The sequence below is a fragment of the Confluentibacter flavum genome, from assembly GCF_002843175.1.
Lineage (GTDB): Bacteria > Bacteroidota > Bacteroidia > Flavobacteriales > Flavobacteriaceae > Confluentibacter > Confluentibacter flavum.
The window spans coordinates 15014-34429 of record NZ_PJEO01000044.1 but is presented as its reverse complement, the minus strand read 5'-3'; the positions used below and the strand labels follow the sequence as shown (position 1 = coordinate 34429).

Annotated in this window: 17 protein-coding genes and 1 pseudogene; all 18 read right to left on the bottom strand. The window is 35.6% G+C overall.

Annotated elements, in window-relative coordinates; genetic code table 11:
- Nucleotides 1-413: pseudogene (locus CSW08_RS12245) on the bottom strand (hypothetical protein); the annotation flags it as partial.
- Nucleotides 414-564: 151 nt separating this feature from the next.
- Nucleotides 565-1734, bottom strand: coding sequence for a FecR family protein (locus tag CSW08_RS12240; protein WP_106660173.1), 1170 nt, complete (start codon nt 1732-1734; stop codon nt 565-567).
- Nucleotides 1735-1889: 155 nt separating this feature from the next.
- The gene (locus CSW08_RS12235) at nt 1890-2486 is read right to left on the bottom strand and encodes an RNA polymerase sigma factor (protein WP_106660172.1); all 597 of its coding nucleotides are present in this window, start codon (nt 2484-2486) and stop codon (nt 1890-1892) included.
- A gap of 369 nt (nt 2487-2855) precedes the next feature.
- The gene (locus tag CSW08_RS12230; protein WP_238987258.1) at nt 2856-3971 is read right to left on the bottom strand and encodes a formylglycine-generating enzyme family protein; all 1116 of its coding nucleotides are present in this window, start codon (nt 3969-3971) and stop codon (nt 2856-2858) included.
- Between the two features lie 71 nt (nt 3972-4042).
- Nucleotides 4043-4624, bottom strand: a complete 582-nt coding sequence (locus CSW08_RS12225) for a LutC/YkgG family protein (protein ID WP_157831478.1) — start codon at nt 4622-4624, stop codon at nt 4043-4045.
- The gene (locus CSW08_RS12220; protein ID WP_106660169.1) at nt 4617-5984 is read right to left on the bottom strand and encodes a lactate utilization protein B; all 1368 of its coding nucleotides are present in this window, start codon (nt 5982-5984) and stop codon (nt 4617-4619) included. Before CSW08_RS12220 ends, CSW08_RS12225 begins: the two co-directional genes overlap by 8 nt.
- A gap of 3 nt (nt 5985-5987) precedes the next feature.
- Complete coding sequence (locus CSW08_RS12215; RefSeq protein WP_106660168.1) at nt 5988-6725, bottom strand: (Fe-S)-binding protein; 738 nt, start codon at nt 6723-6725, stop codon at nt 5988-5990.
- Nucleotides 6726-8024, bottom strand: coding sequence for an MFS transporter (locus CSW08_RS12210; protein WP_106660167.1), 1299 nt, complete (start codon nt 8022-8024; stop codon nt 6726-6728).
- 16 nt (nt 8025-8040) lie between these two features.
- Nucleotides 8041-9453, bottom strand: a complete 1413-nt coding sequence (gene uxaC, locus CSW08_RS12205; protein WP_106660166.1) for a glucuronate isomerase — start codon at nt 9451-9453, stop codon at nt 8041-8043.
- Complete coding sequence (uxuA, locus tag CSW08_RS12200; protein WP_106660165.1) at nt 9453-10631, bottom strand: mannonate dehydratase; 1179 nt, start codon at nt 10629-10631, stop codon at nt 9453-9455. Before uxuA ends, uxaC begins: the two co-directional genes overlap by 1 nt.
- 14 nt (nt 10632-10645) lie before the next feature.
- The gene (locus CSW08_RS12195) at nt 10646-10789 is read right to left on the bottom strand and encodes an SDR family oxidoreductase (RefSeq protein WP_317044931.1); all 144 of its coding nucleotides are present in this window, start codon (nt 10787-10789) and stop codon (nt 10646-10648) included.
- 8 nt (nt 10790-10797) lie between these two features.
- Nucleotides 10798-12126 carry an L-fucose:H+ symporter permease gene (fucP, locus tag CSW08_RS12190; RefSeq protein ID WP_106660163.1) on the bottom strand — a complete coding sequence of 443 codons (1329 nt, stop codon included), beginning with the start codon at nt 12124-12126 and terminating at the stop codon, nt 10798-10800.
- Between the two features lie 34 nt (nt 12127-12160).
- Nucleotides 12161-12940 (bottom strand): L-fucose dehydrogenase, encoded by a 780-nt coding sequence (locus CSW08_RS12185; protein ID WP_106660162.1) that lies wholly within the window; start codon nt 12938-12940, stop codon nt 12161-12163.
- A gap of 87 nt (nt 12941-13027) precedes the next feature.
- Complete coding sequence (locus CSW08_RS12180) at nt 13028-13891, bottom strand: fumarylacetoacetate hydrolase family protein (RefSeq protein ID WP_106660161.1); 864 nt, start codon at nt 13889-13891, stop codon at nt 13028-13030.
- Nucleotides 13892-13916: 25 nt separating this feature from the next.
- Nucleotides 13917-14693: an SDR family NAD(P)-dependent oxidoreductase gene (locus CSW08_RS12175; RefSeq protein WP_106660160.1), complete on the bottom strand. Its 777-nt coding sequence runs from the start codon at nt 14691-14693 to the stop codon at nt 13917-13919.
- Nucleotides 14694-14696: 3 nt separating this feature from the next.
- On the bottom strand, nt 14697-16031 hold the full coding sequence (locus CSW08_RS12170) for an L-fuconate dehydratase (protein WP_106660159.1): 1335 nt from the start codon (nt 16029-16031) through the stop codon (nt 14697-14699).
- A gap of 80 nt (nt 16032-16111) precedes the next feature.
- The gene (locus CSW08_RS12165; protein ID WP_106660158.1) at nt 16112-16990 is read right to left on the bottom strand and encodes an AraC family transcriptional regulator; all 879 of its coding nucleotides are present in this window, start codon (nt 16988-16990) and stop codon (nt 16112-16114) included.
- Between the two features lie 378 nt (nt 16991-17368).
- Nucleotides 17369-19411: a right-handed parallel beta-helix repeat-containing protein gene (locus tag CSW08_RS12160; RefSeq protein ID WP_106660157.1), complete on the bottom strand. Its 2043-nt coding sequence runs from the start codon at nt 19409-19411 to the stop codon at nt 17369-17371.
- Between the last annotated feature and the right edge of the window lie 5 nt (nt 19412-19416).

Sequence of the window (19416 nt, the reverse complement as noted above, 5' to 3'; positions counted from 1 at the left end):
CCGGAAACATTGTATTCTTGTACCTTTTCCTCTAAAGTTTTAGGAGGGATTTCTTTTATTATTATGGCATTGTTAGCATTTAAGGTAATTTCCAAATTTCCGTGCGACAAGCTTCGCTTTAGTAATTCGTTTGTTCTTATTACCCCTTTTTTTACTTGTACTTTGGGAAAGTCCTCAAAAATTCCTTTCTCATAAAAGAACTTGTAGTCTGTTTGTTCCATTATGAGATAAAAAACTTCATTCACTGTTAATAGTTTATCTTCTGCAATTTTAACCTTAGAGTTTTGAGAAACAATATCGTTAGGAGATAAAGCGAAAAAAGCTGTACAAAAAAAGAAAACCATTATTCTCATAATATTCATTAATAACTGCTTTCTAAACGGAAAGGCAGGATTAGTTAAACTTATTTCCATAAATTTGTGTTTTATTGGTTAATTAAAAATTTTAGTTATTCAGTAATCTCAAGGGGATAGAGTTATAAACTTTTGCGGGTTAAACTTTATCCTTCTTTTTTTTAAAAGTTTTTTTTATTTCATTGGCTATAAATATTAGTTGGTTTAGTTTTTATTTTAAAATTATTATCTTATTTCCTTTTATTTCATAATTATTAATTGTTGAAGATTTCATAATTGATAATATTTCTTCAATATTTTGGTCCTTATCCAATGACCCTATGAATTCCAAAGATTCCAGCTCTGTGTTCTCAAAAATGATATCTACATCATACCATCTGGACAAAACTTTCATTATTTCTTTTAATGGTTTACTTCTAAAACTAAAAACGCCATCTTTCCAAGATATTTGCTCATACACATCTACTTCCTTAATTTGAATGGTACCATTCCTTACATCAAAATTTGATTGTTGATTTGGTTTCAAATTTTGAATTGTCTTGCCATTACCTACAGCTACTTTACCTTCAACCAACGTTGTATAAACATTGGTTTCGTCCTTGTAAGCTTTTATATTAAATTCAGTCCCTAAAACTTCCACTTCTTGGGCATTATTGATTACTTTGAATGTTGAACCTCCATGCACTGTACTTGGTGAGACATCGAAATAAGCCTCTCCGTAAACAAGCTCTACTTCCCTAGTCTGTCCTTTAACAAAATTTACCGGGTACTTTAACTGGGTTTCTGAATTTAGCCAAACTTCTGTCCCGTCAGACAAAACAATATTAAATTGGCCACCTCGAGGAATGGTTAGGTAATTATATACAACTTTAGCAACATTTCCTTCTCCAGATTTATAAACGATTTTCTCCCCATTGCTATTAGCTTTTTGAGTTTGGACCGTACTGCCTTTTTCCAATACCAAAACGGACCCATCTTCTAAGGTCAATGTAGCTTTATCGGTACCTGGCACTATATTACTGTCTACTATGGTTGATGGTTTTACTTGGGGTGAATTATTTATATCATCTTGAAATAAATAAGCTGTTGCAAGAATTCCAATTAAAACCGCAGCTGCAACATACCTTAAGATTGGAAATATTCTTTTTATTGACGGCTGCTTCTTTTTATTTGTTTCTAATATATTATTATAGATACGATTAGCGGCGGCTTCTTCCATGTCTGGATAAGCCTCTAGCAGTTTTGAGACCTCTTCAATAGTTGGTACACCCGAAAAATCCTTGGATTTCTGGAAATATGCCACAATCTGTTGCACTTCTTCTTCGGAACATTCCCTCCTTATATATTTATTAAATAATTCTTTGATTTCAATTGATTCCATTATTATTATATCGCTGTTGATATATATAATACCCTTGAGACCAAATAGAATACTATTCAAATTGCATTTTTTTTAAACTATTTTATGAATAAAATAATTTAAAGGGGTTGAAGTTGGTGAAAAAGCAATAATTGTAAGACAAAAAGACTATCAGACTACATCCAATCTTTATAAAATAATAACAGCCCGATTCCAATTTCCTTATTTTTTAAAATAAAATCACGAAGAATCTCTAAGGATTTACTCATTTGATTCCGTACTGTGCTAATTGAAATACCTAATTCTTCCGCTATTTCTTCATAACTCTTATTTTCATTTCTGGACATTTCGAAAATTTCTCTTCTTCTTGGAGATAGTTTATCTAGAGCTTCCTGCTTTATAGATTCTAATTCTGATTCTCGGACATAAATATCTATTGAATTAGCAAATTTTTGCTTCTTATAAAAAATCTCCTCTCTGAGTTTTCTGTCATTCGCAGCTTTTTTCAGAAATTTTATGTTTTTGTTTCGGGTTATTGTAAATACATAGGACTTAAAAGACATTTCAGGATTTAATGATTCTCTCTTAATCCATACCTTCATAAAAACATCCTGAACTATTTCTTCAGCATAGTCTTTAGAACACACCATACTTAAACTGAATTTGTAGAGGTCATTCCTGTAATAATCAAAAAGCTTACGAAAGGCTTTATTGTTTCCCTCGGTAAGTTGTCTAATTAATAATTTTTCGGTATTTGTATTGCTATTAATCACTATTTTTTAACTAAAAATTGAATTATTCATTCAAGCACCCCTCTAAAGTGAATGAAAATTTGATTAATAAAATCACTCAATATTAAACAATTTTTGTTAATTCCTAACGATATTAGAGATGTAATGTTTAGTTTCATCTCATGAAAAACACAAGATATTTAACAAATTTTTAAGTTTTAGATTATTTCCCACACAATCTCTGGGAAATCATCATTTAACTTTTATCTAAAAATATTAAGTAAAAAAAATCAGCTTATAATCCGCAACATGTTAGTATAAAATAACCTAATTATGTGTGTGTTTAATTCATATCTAATCATCTGAAATTATTCTGTAATCATATAATTTTAAAAAAACTTATTTATTAAATTATTCTTTAAATAATAACTGCTCTGGAGTTACAATTGTTCTAAAACCAATATGTTCTGCTGAAGAGTCTAAACTAGTTCCCATTCTAGAAGACACCCTATAACTGGCACAATACGAATCGCTACATAAAAACGACCCCCCTTTTATTATTTTTTCCTGTAAATATGGATTACTGGGATTATATGATTTATCTGCTCCTTTTGGATTTATAGCTGTATCTTTTTTTGATGCCAACTCTTCATAATAATTTACATTATACCAATCACTAGTGAACTCCCATACATTGCCTGCCATATCATATAAACCAAAATTATTTGGTGGGTATGTTTTAACGGGTGCTGTTCGTTCAAACCCATCTTCTAAGGTGTTATTTACAGGAAATTCTCCTTCCCAACTATTTGCCCTTTTTGATAAACCATCTCTTTCATCTCCCCAGAAAAACATGGTGTTTTTATTATTGCCTCTAGCTGCAAATTCCCATTCTGCTTCTGTTGGCAATCGTTTTCTAGCCCATTTGCAATATGCCAAGGCATCTTCATAAGAAATATGGACTACAGGATGATTTTCTTTTCCTTTTAAGTTAGTATGTGGCCCGCTTGGGTGTTTCCAATTGACTCCAATTACCCATCGCCACCATTGTGAGAAATCATATAGATTAGGGACCGATTCCTTTGTTTTTTTAAACATTAAAGATCCTGGCCGCAAAATAGAATCATGAGGTTTGGGTGTGTTAGGCGGGAGTTGCTTTTTCATTTCTTCCCAATCTATCTCACGTTCCGCTATGGTTATATACCCGGTCTCCTCAACAAATTTTGAAAACTGGGCGTTTGTTACTTCGGTAATATCCATAAAAAATCCATCCACAGTTACTGGGTGTCGAGGCTTCTCATGTTTCATCGCCATGTTGTCTTGTGGTACAGCACCTTGTAAAAAAGTGCCTCTAGGGATCCATACCATATCTTTGGGTGGATTTTGAATGAGACTATCCAATATTTTTTTTGAAATAGTTTTATCTGGTGAATGAGTAATTTCAATTTTATCAGACGTTTGTCTTTTACAACCCATAGCTATAAAAAAACAAACAACCATTATTAGTAATTCCTTCTTATGTGTCATTTCTAACTATCTAAAATTAAATTTAATGCTTTTAAATGTTTTTATAAATTGATTGTAATACTAATTTGAATTCAAACAATCAAAACCGTTAAACTTATAGCGCCCTGGGCTCCTATCACCAAACATTGTTCGATGTCTGCTGTTTTAGATGGCCCTGAAAGAAATAGACCAAAGGTTCTGTCTCTTTTTGAAATAGCTTTATAAGCACTATGCATGTGTAAATGGATATCTTCTTTGTTTACTATTAAAATCAGATCATTGGTGATAAAAGGTAAGACCCGAATAGTAAGATCATTTTCAGAAATCCAAACCGCACCATTTTCGGCAACCGCCAATTCTCCTTTTACAATAGCTAAATCAATGGTTTCTAATCCGTGTGGATTAGTGTTTTTTGAAATCGAAATGGTACCTAAATTAGAATCTCTTGTACAGGATACTATTTTGGTTGCATTAGGATAGAGGTTTTTTATTTCTGAATCTATATTTTCAACACTACCCAATTGAATAGCTCTCCCACCAACAAATTCAACATTCCCAATAAATGTTTTCACTAAATCTATATTTTCTGAAAAAACATCTAAATCGATTTCTGGCAATGGCAATAAGTCAGGCTTGTTCTTTTTTACTGCGTTTAAAATGGATGCTCTACTCATGTTTTTGTCTTTTCTTATACCACGTATCAAAATTATCATCTTTCACTTCCGGTAAATCTCTAGCTTCTCCCCACGCATTAAATTTAGAATACGTTACAAATCGAGGAGCATGCTTTAATATAAAACGTGCTGATTTTCCAGCAAAACCATACATTTTAGAATTTGCCAACACACGTCCTGCTATTTTTAAAACGGTTTTCTTAACGACAGGTTGTGGCACGTCTTTAACAATAACTTGTCGCCATTTATACAATTGCTCATGAATGTTTATTTTAACCGGACAAACATCTGAACACGAACCACATAACGTGGAAGCGAATGGTAAATCGCTATGCTTTGTTAAATCTTTTCCCGGAGATAAAATAGAACCAATGGGTCCTGGTATGGTCGCTTTATAACTGTGTCCTCCGCTGCGTCTGTAAATTGGGCAGGTATTCATACAAGCTCCACAACGAATGCAGTGTAATGATGCTCTAAAATCTTCACGATTTAACTGCTCGGTTCTACCATTATCAACAATTACAATATGCATCTCTGTACCCGGAGCTGGTTTATTAAAATGTGACGAATAGGTTGTAATTGGTTGTCCTGTAGCACTTCTGGCCAATAATCTTAAAAAAATACCCAAATGTTTTTCTTGCGGAATTAGTTTTTCCATACCCATGCAAGCAATATGCACTTTAGCAAGATGCGCACCCATATCGGCATTTCCTTCGTTGGTACAAACAACAATCCCACCTGTATCAGCCACCGCAAAATTAACTCCCGTTATGGCAGCATCGGCCTTTAAGAATTTATCGCGTAAATGCTTTCTAGCTTCATTCGTTAAATATTGTGGATCGCCATTACTTGGTTTTGTTCCTAAATGCTTTTGAAACAAGACGTCCACTTCTTCTTTTGTTTTATGAATGGCCGGTAAAACTATATGGCTTGGTACTTCTTTTGCTAGTTGAACGATGCGTTCCCCTAAATCGGTATCAACCACCTCAATGCCATTGGCTTCTAGATACGGGTTTAAATGGCATTCTTCAGTAAGCATCGATTTGCTTTTAACCACTTTTTTTACGTTGGTTTGTTGAAGAATACTATGTACAATTTTATTATGTTCTTCGGCATCAGCCGCCCAATGTACAGTCACTCCATTTTTTTGGGCATTTTCTTCAAACTGAACAAGATAGTTATCAAGATTTGACATCACATTCGCTTTAATAGCTGAAGCCAAATCCCTAAGTGTTTCCCATCCTTTTACCTTGTGTGCCGATTTGTCTCGTTTTTGCCTAACAAACCATAAGGCTTTATCATGCCAGTCTACTTTAGATTCATCTTTATTAAATAGTGCTGCTTCGTCTGCGTGTGCCATAATTTAGATACTGCTATTTAAAATTTCTGCGATGTGCATCACTTTCAAAGGTTGCTTATTCCTATTAATCAAACCTTCTAGATGCATTAAACACGAATGATCTGCTCCTGTAATCACTTGAACATCACTATCAATATGATCTCTAATCCTATCGTTTCCCATCTTTACCGAAATGGCTTCTTCAAATACGGAGAACGTGCCTCCAAAACCACAGCATTCATCTACCCTCTTCAACGTTTTCAGCTCTAAGCCTTTTACATTTTTAAGTAAATCTTCTTCAGTTGAATAATGTGTGTCCATCCGTTCTGAACATGACCCTAAACGCAATCCACGTAGACCATGGCAACTTTTATGAATGCCTACTTTATAAGGAAAAGACGCTCCTAAATGGGTTTTTCCTAATACATCGTGTATAAATTGACATAATTCATAAGTGTTTTTTCTAACCCGTTTTACATCTTCGGTTTGCTCTAAAATATCGAAATGCTTTTTTACATGATACACACAACTTCCGGATGGCCCAACAATATAATCGTAAGTTTTAAAATTTTCAACGAACAATTGACATATGCCTTTAGAATCATCTTCATATCCAGAATTTCCAAGCGGTTGCCCGCAACAGGTTTGTCCCATAGGATAATCAACATCTACACCTAATTTTTCAAGAAGTTCTAATGTCGCTATTCCAACTTGCGGGTATAATTGATTGATATAACATGGTATAAATAACCCGACTTTCATTTAATTAGATTTTTTATTTAAATTTTCATCTAAAGGCGTCATATTTGGCATTAATAAATGAACCAACCCAAGAACAATCAAATAACTAGAACCTGCCAAAAGAAATGCCCAAAAATAACCTGTATTACCAGCAGTATCTAATACTGTACCTAATGCTTTATCTACAATAATACCTGCCACAGCCCCTACCATACCTCCTATACCAACGACGGATGCTGTTGCTTTCTTAGGAAATACATCGGATGCTAATGTAAAAATATTAGCAGACCATGCCTGATGGCCTGCTGCGCCTAATCCGATTAAAAAAATTGCTAACCATTTGTTATCTGTAACAGCCACCATGGCGACTGGTAATATAATTAAGGAACATATTAGAAGCGTAATTTTTCTAGACTTATTTATAGACCATCCTTTTTTAATAAAAACACCCGAAAGATACCCTCCCAAAATACTTCCTATATCTGCCATAATATATATTACAAAAAATGGAAGTGCTATGTTGTGAATATTGACGTCAAAAGTATCTGCCAAAAATTTCGCCCCCCAAAACAGGTAAAACCACCATACAGCATCTGTTGTTTTTGCCAATGCAAATGCCCAGGTTTCTTTTTTGCCCACGACACTTATCCAAGGCAACTTTTCTTCATTTTCTATTTCTGAATCACTCTGGATATACGCCAATTCTTCTTTGCTTACATACGGATGAACTTCTGGTTTTTTATACATCTTAAACCATAAAAATACCCAGAACGCACTTAAAATCCCAGTGATCAAAAAAGGAAACTGCCAATTTTTACCATCTTCATGTACTATCCACCCCACAACAAAAGGTGCGGCGATGGCACCTATGCTTGTGGCTGCATTAAAAAGCCCTGTTGCAAAAGCTCTGTCTTTTTTTGGAAACCATTCTGCAGTTGTTTTTATAGCAGCAGGAAAGTTTCCAGACTCACCAAAGCCTAATCCAAATCTTGCCGCAGCGAATCCAATGACACTAAAACCTGGACGTACAAAAGCATGTAACATACCAAATACACTCCAAATAACAATGGATAAGGTATATCCTTTTTTGGTTCCTAAGCAGTCTATTAAACCGCCCATAAAAAGCAAACCCAGTGCGTAGGCCACTTTAAATGATATCATAATATTGGCATAATCACTATTGGTCCATCCAAATAATTTTTCAAGTGTTGGGGCCAATACCCCAATAAGGCTCCTATCAAAATAGTTAATGGTGGTGGCGAACATTAAAAGTCCTAAAATCCTGTAACGATAATTGGATAACTTTTGAGTTTCTTTCATAATCTTTATTTTTCAATTAATTGAAATTAAAATATCGCATAGCATTATTATAACAAATATCCTGAACCATGTTTCCTAAAAAATCAATATCATTAGGCACCAAACCTTTGTTAACATCCTCAGCCAACAAATCACATAAAATGCGTCTGAAATATTCATGACGAGGAAACGAAAGAAAACTTCTACTATCTGTTAACATACCTACAAATCGGCTTAATAAACCCATATTTGATAGCGTATTTAATTGTTTTTCCATCCCGTCTTTTTGGTCTAAAAACCACCAACCTGAACCCCATTGCATTTTTCCGGGAACACCTCCAGTTTGGAAATTACCCATCATGGTAGCAAACACTTCATTTTGTGATGGGTTTAAATTGTAGGTGATGGTTTTTGCTAGTTGATTGCTAGCATTTAAGCTATTGAATAACTTAGACATAAATTCTGCCATTGGAAAATCGGCTATAGAATCGCAGCCTGCATCTAAACCAATTTGCTCTACCAAACAGGTATTATTATTTCTAATAGGGCCCAAATGATATTGTTGAACCCAATTAAATTTATGGTATTGTTTTCCTAAATGTAAGAAAATAGCAGACCTGTATTTATTAATTTCTAATGAAGAAAGTGTGTCACCTTGCAATCGTTTCTTAAAAATGGCTTCCACTTCTACTTCTGTAAATGCTTCCATGACTAAAGCTTCGCCTACCCCAAAATCTGACAGGCGACAGCCATTCTCATTAAAATATGCAATTCTTGCATCTATGGCTCTTATAAAATCTGAATAATTTGAAATTTCAAAATTAACAGCATTGCTTAATTTATTTAGATAAGGTAGAAATTTTTCTTGACCTATAAAAAACAATTCATCGGCTCTAAATGTAGGATACACTTTGGTGTAAAAACCTGCCTTTGCAATTGTTTGGTGATATTCTAAAGTATCTGATGGGTCATCTGTTGTGCACACTACTTCCACCTTCATATCTTCTAATAATTGGGCAGGTGTTTTGTGTGCTAAAATGGCGTTTGCTTTGCTGTAAATTTCTGAAGCTGTTGCTGGTTGTAAAATAGCATCAATATCAAAATAGCGCTTTAATTCAAGTTGCGTCCAATGAAACAACGGGTTTCTTAAGGTATAAGGAACCGTTTCAGCCCATTTTTCAAAACGTTGCACTAAACTGGCATTTCCTGTTATGTCATTTTCATCTATGCCATTAGCCCGCATACCACGCCATTTGTAATGGTCGCCATTTAACCAAGCTTCGGTTATATTGTTTACGGGTTTATTTTCTGCAATAAGTTTTGGAGATAAATGATTGTGATAATCAATAATAGGTAAATCTTTAGCGTATTGATGATATAAGGTTACGGCTACTTCAGAATTCAATAAAAAATTATCGGTAATAAATGCTTTTGAATTTATGGTGGCCATTATACTAAACTTTTAGAGATACCTAATTCTAAACCTCTTAATTCTGCTAACCCTCTTAAACGCCCAATACCCGAATACCCTGGGTTGGTTTTTTTGTGTAAATCGTCTAACATTTGGTGTCCGTGATCTGGACGCATGGGTATTATAGCATCTTTCATGCCCGCTGCTTTACGTCTGCGCTCTTCTATAACGATTTCTTTTACAACACTATACATGTCTACATCACCTTCTAAATGATTGGCTTCATAGAAATTACCTTTTTCATCGCGTTGCGTACTTCTAAAATGAAGAAAATGAACACGATCTGCAAAACGTTTCACAATTTGAACCAAATCGTTATCTTCCCTAACACCTAGAGAGCCTGTACAAAAGGTAATCCCATTAGCTCTATCTGGTACTTGAGAAAATAAATAGGCATAATCCTCTTCGGTGCTAACCACACGTGGCAAGCCTAAAATAGGATAAGGAGGATCGTCTGGATGAATACACATTAACACATTATTTTGAGCTGCAACAGGTACGATTTCTTTTAAAAACGCTACCAGATTTTCTCTTAATTTTTGTGCATCAATATGAGAATACGTATCTAAAATGGTTTGAAATTGTTCTAAGGTATAACCTTCTTCTGCACCTGGTAATCCTGCAATAATGTTTTTAACTAATTTTTGTTTGTCATCATCTGAAAGATTTTGAAAATAAGCCATAGCTTCCATCTTTTGTTCATCAGAATAATCATTTTCAGCTCCTGGTCTTTTTAATAAATACATTTCAAAAGCTGCAAATGCTGCTACATCAAACCGTAATGCTTTAGAACCATCTTCTACTTCAAAAGCCAAATCTGTTCTTGTCCAATCTAAAACGGGCATGAAATTGTAACAAACTATATGAATGCCACAAGTTGCTAAATTTTCAATACTTTTTTTGTAATTATCTATGTATTGCTGAAAATTTCCCGAACGTGTTTTTATGTTTTCATGAACCGGCACACTTTCTATCACACTCCAAGTTAATCCAACACTTTCTATAATTTCTTTTATTTTATTTATTTCTTCAACAGTCCAAATGGTTCCGTTGGGAATATGATGTAACGCGCTTACAATTCCTGTTGCGCCTGCTTGTTTGATATCTGATAACGATACGGGATCTTTTGGCCCATACCAACGCCATGTTTGCTCCATATTTTATTTATATTTTATACCCCACAAAATGCACTAAACCCACAATCTACTGGAATAACGACTCCTGTTACAAAAGAAGATGCATCATCACACAAGTATAATGTGGTACTAACTAAATCTTCTGGCACTCCATAACGACCCATTGGGGTTTGGTCTATGATTAAATTTATACAACATGTAAAAAATCATCAGTTGCTTCATGCCTTTTAAACACCCTTAATCCGTACCAGGCTATATAAATAAAGCATAACAAGGGCAAAACAAATGAGAAATTAACTTCTGAAACACCTAATATGGTGGTATCGTTAACGCCATTCCCTCCTAAATCTATAATCATACCTTGAAGTTTTGGCATTAAGGCACCTCCCACGATGGCCATCACCAAACCAGCAGACCCAACCTTGGACTGTTCTTCGGTTAAATCACCCAAAGCGATACCATAGATAGTAGGGAACATTAAGGACATACAAAAAGAAACCCCTACCAAACAATACAAACCAACGTCTCCTTCTACTATTATAGTTCCTAATACAAATACGGTTGCCAATAGAGCAAAATACATCAATAATTTTCCTGAACTTATAAAACGTAACAAATAAGTACCAATGGCTCTACCTATTGTAAAAAAAATAAATGCGGCCATTTGGTAGTAACCCGCTGTGACACTATCTATACTTATGGCTTCAGCATACTGATAAATATAAGTCCAACACATAATCTGCGCGCCAACATATAATATCTGAGCCAAGACTCCTAATACATATTTTTTATTTTTCTCTAAAGCGGCAAACGTTTCGCCAATGTTTGGCATCGCCCCATCTTCTTTGGATTGGGGCATTTTACTGATAATAAAAAGAACAAAAACAGCTAAAATAACCAGTCCCAAAATCACATAAGGATTTCTAATGACTATGAGATCAGACGTTTTTATTAGAATCTTTGAAGCTTCATCTAAAACCCTGAAATTATCTATATCGTCCGATTGTAAATTCTTGAGTACAAATTGCTGTGCAACAAACAAACCCACTATTAAGCCTAATGGATTAAATGCTTGTGCTAAGTTTAATCTCTGGGTCGCTGTTTCTTTTGCTCCCAATGCCAACGCATAGGGGTTTGCCGCTGTTTCTAGAAAAGCCAAACCAAAGGTTAGAACATACAACCCCAAACAGAAGAACCAAAATTGCTCGGTTATTGCGGCTGGATAAAACAGTAATGCACCTGTTGCATATAATCCCAAACCTATCAAAATACCTGTTTTATACGAATATTTCCTCATAAACATGGCCGCTGGCAAAGCCATGCAGAAATACCCGCCATAAAATGCCATTTGCACCCATGCGGCCTCAGAATTTGAAAGCTCCAATATTTTTTTAAAAGCTTGTACCATTGGGTCCGTGACCGCATTGGCAAATCCCCAAAGAGCAAATAAGGAGGTTATCAAAATAAAAGGCACCATTACTTTTTTTGACACCACTGGCGGTCTAACTTTGTCCATATTCAATATATTATAATAATTTAAATAATTAATTTTACAATCCTCTATCCAGATGCACATACCCCCCGTCAACAAAAACCAATTGACCAGTGGTGTGGCTGGATTTATCGGACAACAAAAATGCCACTGTATTGGCAATCTCTTCAGTGGTGGTCATCCGCTTTTCCAACGGAATATTTTTGATGATATCAGTTAGTTTTTTTTCTGGATCAGGGAACGTATTCAGCCATCTGGCATAAAGCGGTGTAAAGCTTTCCGCTACAATGACCGCATTGACCCTAATACTGTATGGCAATAATTCCACGGCCCATTCCCTTGTCAAAGCGTTCCTCCCTCCATTTGAAGCAGCATAGCCAGAAGTACCACCTTGTCCTGTCACTGATGTCTTGGATCCAATGTTAACAATAGCTCCTTTACTCTTCTTTAGTTCTGGTAATGCATGATGGGCCATCAAATAATAATGTACTAGGTTCCTTTTTATGGATTCCATAAAACTATCATAATTTCCAGATGCCAAGCCTACACTGTCATTTATCCCAGCATTGTTCACCAATCCATCTATTTTTCCAAACTCCTTTATAACTCGTTCTACGGCATTTTTGCATTGTTCGTGATCGGTAAGCTCTGCAAAAGCATATGATGCTTTCTGGTTTTTAACATGGATTGCCTTAACAGCATCCAATATATTTTGTTGGTTCCTTCCCACTATTACGGGTACAGCACCTTCTTCGGCTAAGAGGTTACAAATACCATTACCAATACCCTTGGAGCCTCCTGTTACTATAATTACCTTATCCTTGAGTCCTAAATCCATATAATTTAATTACCTGTAAAATAATATTATAAAATTGTATCTAATTTCCTGACAAAACCTACGGATTTAGAAATTTGATAACAAACTTCAACTCTTTGATCCATAAGCTTTAACATGTTGCCTAGAGGTTCCTAACCCCTCTATTCCCAATTCCATGACATCGCCCTGATTTAAATACACCGGTGGATTTAAGCCTAAACCGACACCAAAAGGTGTTCCTGTGGAAATGATGTCTCCAGGTAATAAGGTCATGAACTGACTGATATGGCTCACCACTTGCTGTACGTTAAAAATAAAATCGGAGGTACTGCTATTCTGCATCATCACTCCATTCACCTTTAACCAAAGGTTTAAATTGTTTGGATCCTTTATTTCATCTTTTGTGGCAATAAAGGGTCCCATAGGCGCAAACGTATCACAGCCTTTGCCCTTGCACCATTGTCCTGAGCGTTCTATTTGAAAGGCACGCTCGCTGATATCGTTGTGCAATACATAGCCTGCTATGTAGTCAAAGGCATCCTTTTTTTCAACATAAGAGGCCTTTTTACCTATGACAATGGCCAATTCAACTTCCCAATCCGTTTTTTCGCTTCCCTTAGGAATGATGACATCATCGTTAGGACCAATTAAAGCCGTTGTGGATTTAAAGAACAAAACAGGTTCCTTTGGGACTTCCATACCTGCCTCTTCAGCATGTTGTGCATAATTCAATCCTACGCAAATAATTTTTGAAGGTCGTGCAAAAGGTACCCCCAATCTAACATTTTGATCGACTACTTTGCAGGTCTCTCCATGCTTGCCCAACCAACTCCTCAACCTTGAAATTCCATCTGATCCAAAAAAAGATTCATTGTAGTCTTCACCAAAATCGCTCACATCGATTCTAACGCCATTGGCTATTTCCAATCCCGGTTTTTCCTTTCCCACTTCTCCAAATCGTATTAGTTTCATCTATATTTAATTTAAATTTAATTTGTCAGTTTCCGTTTAATGTTATAAAGCCTCCATCGAGTACATAATTGGAGCCTGTTATAAAAGAGGCTTCATCAGAACATAGATACAATGCTAAATTGGCAACTTCTTCAGGGCTACCCATACGTCCAATGGGTTGGGTCTTTGATAATTTTTCGAACATTTCGGTTTCGTTATCTGGATAATTTTTTTTTATAAAGCCATCAACAAATGGTGTATGTATCCTTGCTGGAGAAATACAGTTACAGCGTATGCCATATTTTATATAATCCTTAGCAATTGAATAGGTCATCGTAAGCACTGCTCCTTTTGTCATGGAGTAGGCAAATCGGTCAAAAATACCAACAGAAGATGCCACAGACGCCATATTTATAATTACACCACCATTGGTTTTCATGGTATTTATTGCGGCTTGTGCACAATTGTAAACCCCTTTGATGTTAACTTGGTAAAGTCTGTCTAAATCTTCTTCCTCAGTGTTCTCTATATTGCCAACATGCGCAATGCCTGCATTGTTGACCAAAATATCTATTTTTCCTTTTTCGGCTATTAAAGCGATGATTTCATTGACTTGTTTCTTATTGGCTACGTTGCAAGAATGTGCTTCAACTGTTCCACCTTTTTCTTGAATTTCCTTTATAGTGTCATGGGCATTTTCTAGGTTCATTTCCAAAATATATACATGGGCACCATGTTCAGCCAAAACAACGGAAATGGCCTTTCCAATACCACTTCCCCCTCCCGTAACCAGAGCTGATTTACCTGTGAGATCAAACTTCATATCTTATGCTTTAACGTTTTTTGTTTTCATAATATCTTCCCATATTTTTCCATTGGGGAATTCATAGGCTTTTAAAGACGCCTCCTTCATTGTGATGCTATATCCCGGTAGTGCTGGGGGCATATAAGCGCCATTTTTTATTATTACAGGATCATAAAAATGCTCATGTAAATGGTCTACATACTCAATAATCCTGTCTTCCATACTGCCACTAATGGCCACATAATCTATCATGGAAAGATGCTGTACATACTCACAAAGACCTACTCCTCCAGCATGGGGACAGACTGGCACGTTAAATTTGGCCGCCATCAATAATATGGCAAGTATTTCATTAACTCCACCCACTCTGCAACTATCTATTTGGCATATTCCTATGGCATTGGCCTGTAAAAGCTGTTTGAAAACCACTCTGTTCTGGCAATGTTCTCCTGTGGCCACCTTTATTGGTGCAATAGCTTTTGCTATTTTTGCATGCCCCAAAATATCGTCCGGACTTGTTGGTTCTTCGATCCACCAAGGATTGAACATTTTAAGCCATTCCATATTGATTATGGCCTCATCGACATCCCATTTTTGATTAGCATCCATCATCAATTTTAACCCAGAGCCAATTTCTTCCCTGATAATGGCGGCTCTGCGCATATCATCCTGTAGATCGGAGCCTACTTTTATCTTCATATGCTTAAAGCCTTCCGCCTTAGCCTCTCTACACAGACGCCGCATCTTATCGTCGGAGTAGCCTAACCAGCCCGCAGATGTGGTATAGGCAGGATACCCATGGGTTTCCAAATAGGCTATACGGTCTTTTTTTGTGGCCTCCTTTACTTTAAGCATTGCCAAAGCTTCTTCTGGAGTTATGGCATCTGTTATATAGGTAAAGTCAATACAAGAAACCAATTGTTCTGGGCTCATGTCTGCCAAAAGTCTCCACAATGGCTTCCCTTCTACTTTAGCATAAAGATCCCATACGGCGTTCACAATAGCGCCAGTTGCCAAATGGATAACACCCTTTTCTGGGCCTAACCAACGCAATTGGCTATCCCCCGTTATCATGCGCCAAAATCCTGCCATGTCATTTGTGAATTCCTGAAGTGATTTCCCTATGATTAAGTGGCTCAATGATTTTATGGCTGCAACACAAAGTTCGTTGCCCCTGCCAATTGTAAAGGTTAGTCCGTGGCCCTCCATATTCTGAGGATGGTTTGTTTCTAAAATAATATAGGCCGCTGAATAATCCGGATCTGGATTCATGGCATCCGAACCGTCCAAAGCGAGACTGGTTGGAAAACGTACGTCCTTTACTTGTATGTTTGTAATGATGGTGTTTTGATTCATCTTCTAATAACTATTAATAAAAATTAAAATTAATAGTCTTAGTAAAACTGCACTACCTTGAAACTAACATAAACCAATGCTTATTTTGCCTTATCCTTTTCTAAATGGGCCTTTATAAAATCCGTCGGTGACATCCCTTTGATGTCTTTAAAATGTTTATTGAAATTTGAGAGGTTATTGTAGCCAGATTCATAGCAAATACTTGATATGCTGTATTTTGATTCCAAAATGAGCTTACATGCATAACCAGTCCTTATCTCGTTCAAATACCTAGTAAAGGTCTTTTTGTGTACACGTTTGAAAAAACGGCTAAAAGACGCATGGTTCATAAATAGTATATCGGCTATATCCTTTGAACTGATATCCTTCTTAAAATTATCAAAAATATAATCGTACATTCTATCCAAACTTTTATTGCCAATGCTTACTTCAGGACTTCTAAATCCAGCACTTGACAATACTTTGATCTGTTTATGATTTGATAAAGCATACAGAATTTCGATAAACTTAATGGTCCTTTTAAAAACGTCGTTGATATTTAAATTGATGATTTTGTCTATCAATTTTTTTTCAAGACCAATAAACTTGATCCCTTGTGAAGATTTTTGTAATAATTTTGAAATCGATATCATTTCTGGAGCTTTTTCAAATAAGGTTCCCAAAAACTCTTCCCTAAAATGAATCGCTACTGCTTTAGCGTTTAATTTTGAGTTCTCTAGAAAATAAACATCATCATTCAGCCATTTATGTGGCAAGTTTTTCCCTATCAATACCACTTCTCCCTCTTCAAATTTTTCTATACTATCACCAATAAAGCTAGTCCCTGAACTTTTTATTATCACTACAAGTTCCAATTCTGGGTGGTAATGCCAAAGTTTTAAAAAATGCTTATAGTCATTAATATTGACTGAAAAAGAGGTGTTATCAAATTTGGTCCTATTTAATAAATGAAGTTTCATAAATCTTCTGATTAAAATGAAATTATTGAATTATATATATTAAATGTAAAAATGGTAATCATATCCAACTCATAAATGTAAAATAAAAAGAGTTGGTTTAAAACCAACTCCTTTCCAACCAAACTAAATTCAAACTAATTATGCAGTTTATATCCAAAAATTAAAAAAATCAATGATGATGTAAATTTAATACGATTCAGAACCTACCACAACAATTTGTTATACAATGAATGATAGTTTTTTTGCCTAAATTGTTTTTTTTATATAAATATACTCCTAACATCTTTATCATATTAATCATCAAATAATTATGAAACTCATTCTGCATTTCATTGTATAAAGTATTCTCATATAATTAAATGTAACAACAACCAAGATTTACCAATTATGAAAACTTTGATTATATGAAGTAAATTCCATCGGATTTGGCAACTCTCCTTTTTCTAAAATGGGTAGTCCATTCCATATTTTGAATTTGTTTTTCCCTTTTTTCAGTATTTGAAAAGGTCCCGGAATGGCTTTGCCATCTTGTGCTATCTCATTACCTAAATAATCAAAGTCTATAAGCTCATGGTTTTTGGAGCCTATTTCTTTGGGGTCATAAGGAATCTCTATTACAAGTTCAAGAGTTTCTTTATTGTACTGAACTTTACTACCTTCTTTCAATACACTATGGGTGTCATTCGCTAAATCATGTACTTTCCAAAATGCTCTCCATTGTTCAAAAGTTAGTGGAATTCTTCCTCCGAGTTCACCTTTTGCTAACTTAATCTCCTTAGCATTGATTTCTTTTTTGACCAAAGTCATAAACTCTTGATCTGACCAAGGAGAAGGTTTTTTTGAGGCTTTGTTGATCATAAAAACACGATCACTCGGCTTTGCCTCATATACATTAAAGTCTAGACGCTGGTCACCCCCCAGATGTGAAGGGTAGTCAATGTCTATGACTTTCGGATTATTAATAAAAAGGTTGTTATAAAGTGAATGGTGATAGGTTCTTGTTCTCTCTGACACCTGATGGATAAGCACGCCTTGCCCATATTTATTTTGGCTTTCGGTATTGGCTATGAGGTTATGCATAAAGGTACCTCCGGAAGCATCATGAATGTATATTGGGTTTTCCTTATTTCCAATTATAATGTTATTATCTACAAAAAGCATATCATATTCATAATCGCTCATTTCTAGAAAAAGACCTGCACGCCCATTATTGAGCAGCACATTTCTAGCGATACGACTATTTGGAAACTTATTGTCCAACCAGATACCATAAGTTAGGTAGTTGTCTGCCACATAATTATTTTGAATAGTTCCATTCAACATATTGTGGCATTTGATACCTGCCTGCTCCCATCTTTTAGCCCCAAGAAAATTCATCGTATTGTTATACATGACCACATTATCTCGAATAACCAAATTGGATGAACTGTTTGAAAGAATACCTGCCGATCCGTTTTCAAGGATGTAATTGAGTTCAATCAGATTGTCATGAGCAGCCTGAGACTTGCCATTTTGATCTATATGACCGGCATCCAATGCAAATGTCTTAGCATAACGAATTACATTTTTACGAACGACCCAATGGTGTCCCATTTCCAAACCTAAAGCGCCACGTTGTCCCCACTGGGGTGTATTCCAAAAATTAGTAGGATAATTGTTGCCACAATGTTCCATAATAAAACCTTCAACCACTATATGGCCCAAACCTCTGCTTATGGGGGCGAAAATCCTTCGCCTTGTGGTGATTTCCACCTCCTGATCCTCTGGTTTAAGATTGCCAAAATGAATCTGGATCTCTCCTGAATCGGGGTTGTAGTGCCACATATTATTTTTAAGTTCTTTAAAAAAGGGAACCTCCTTAAATAATCTTCCATTCACAAAAACTTGTCCGCAGGTATAAACCAGGGTAGAATCGGCCAATTTATTTCCTCTTTCCCATTCTCTTTTCCCTTCACGTTGGTAGGGTGTAGATGATAAGGTCACCTTGAAAGGGTTATGGTCATCTATATAATCTGACCGGATATCATTAAATAATTTATCATCAGGCACCGCAGCATAAATCCCTTCTCCTTTTGCCCGCCAATTGGGAGACCATAATTCCGAACCTCGTATAATTACAGCTTTACTAGGCTCTGCCATGTAGACAATAGGAGCCCCTGCTCTTCCTCCCCGTACCGGAACGACACGTTCCCTGTAAATACCTTGACGCACCAAAATAGTATCTCCCGGCATGGCGACTTGTGAAGCTTTATTAATAGTTTTGAATGGTCTTGTGCTAGTTCCTTGATTTGTATCAGAACCTTTCGGTGAGACAAAGTAAGTGTTTGCAAGGACTTTATACATTACTAAAAGGAGCATAGCTGTTGTAAAAAATATTTTTCTTGATTGAAAAACACCTCCACCTAATTTTTCCTTAATCATTTTTC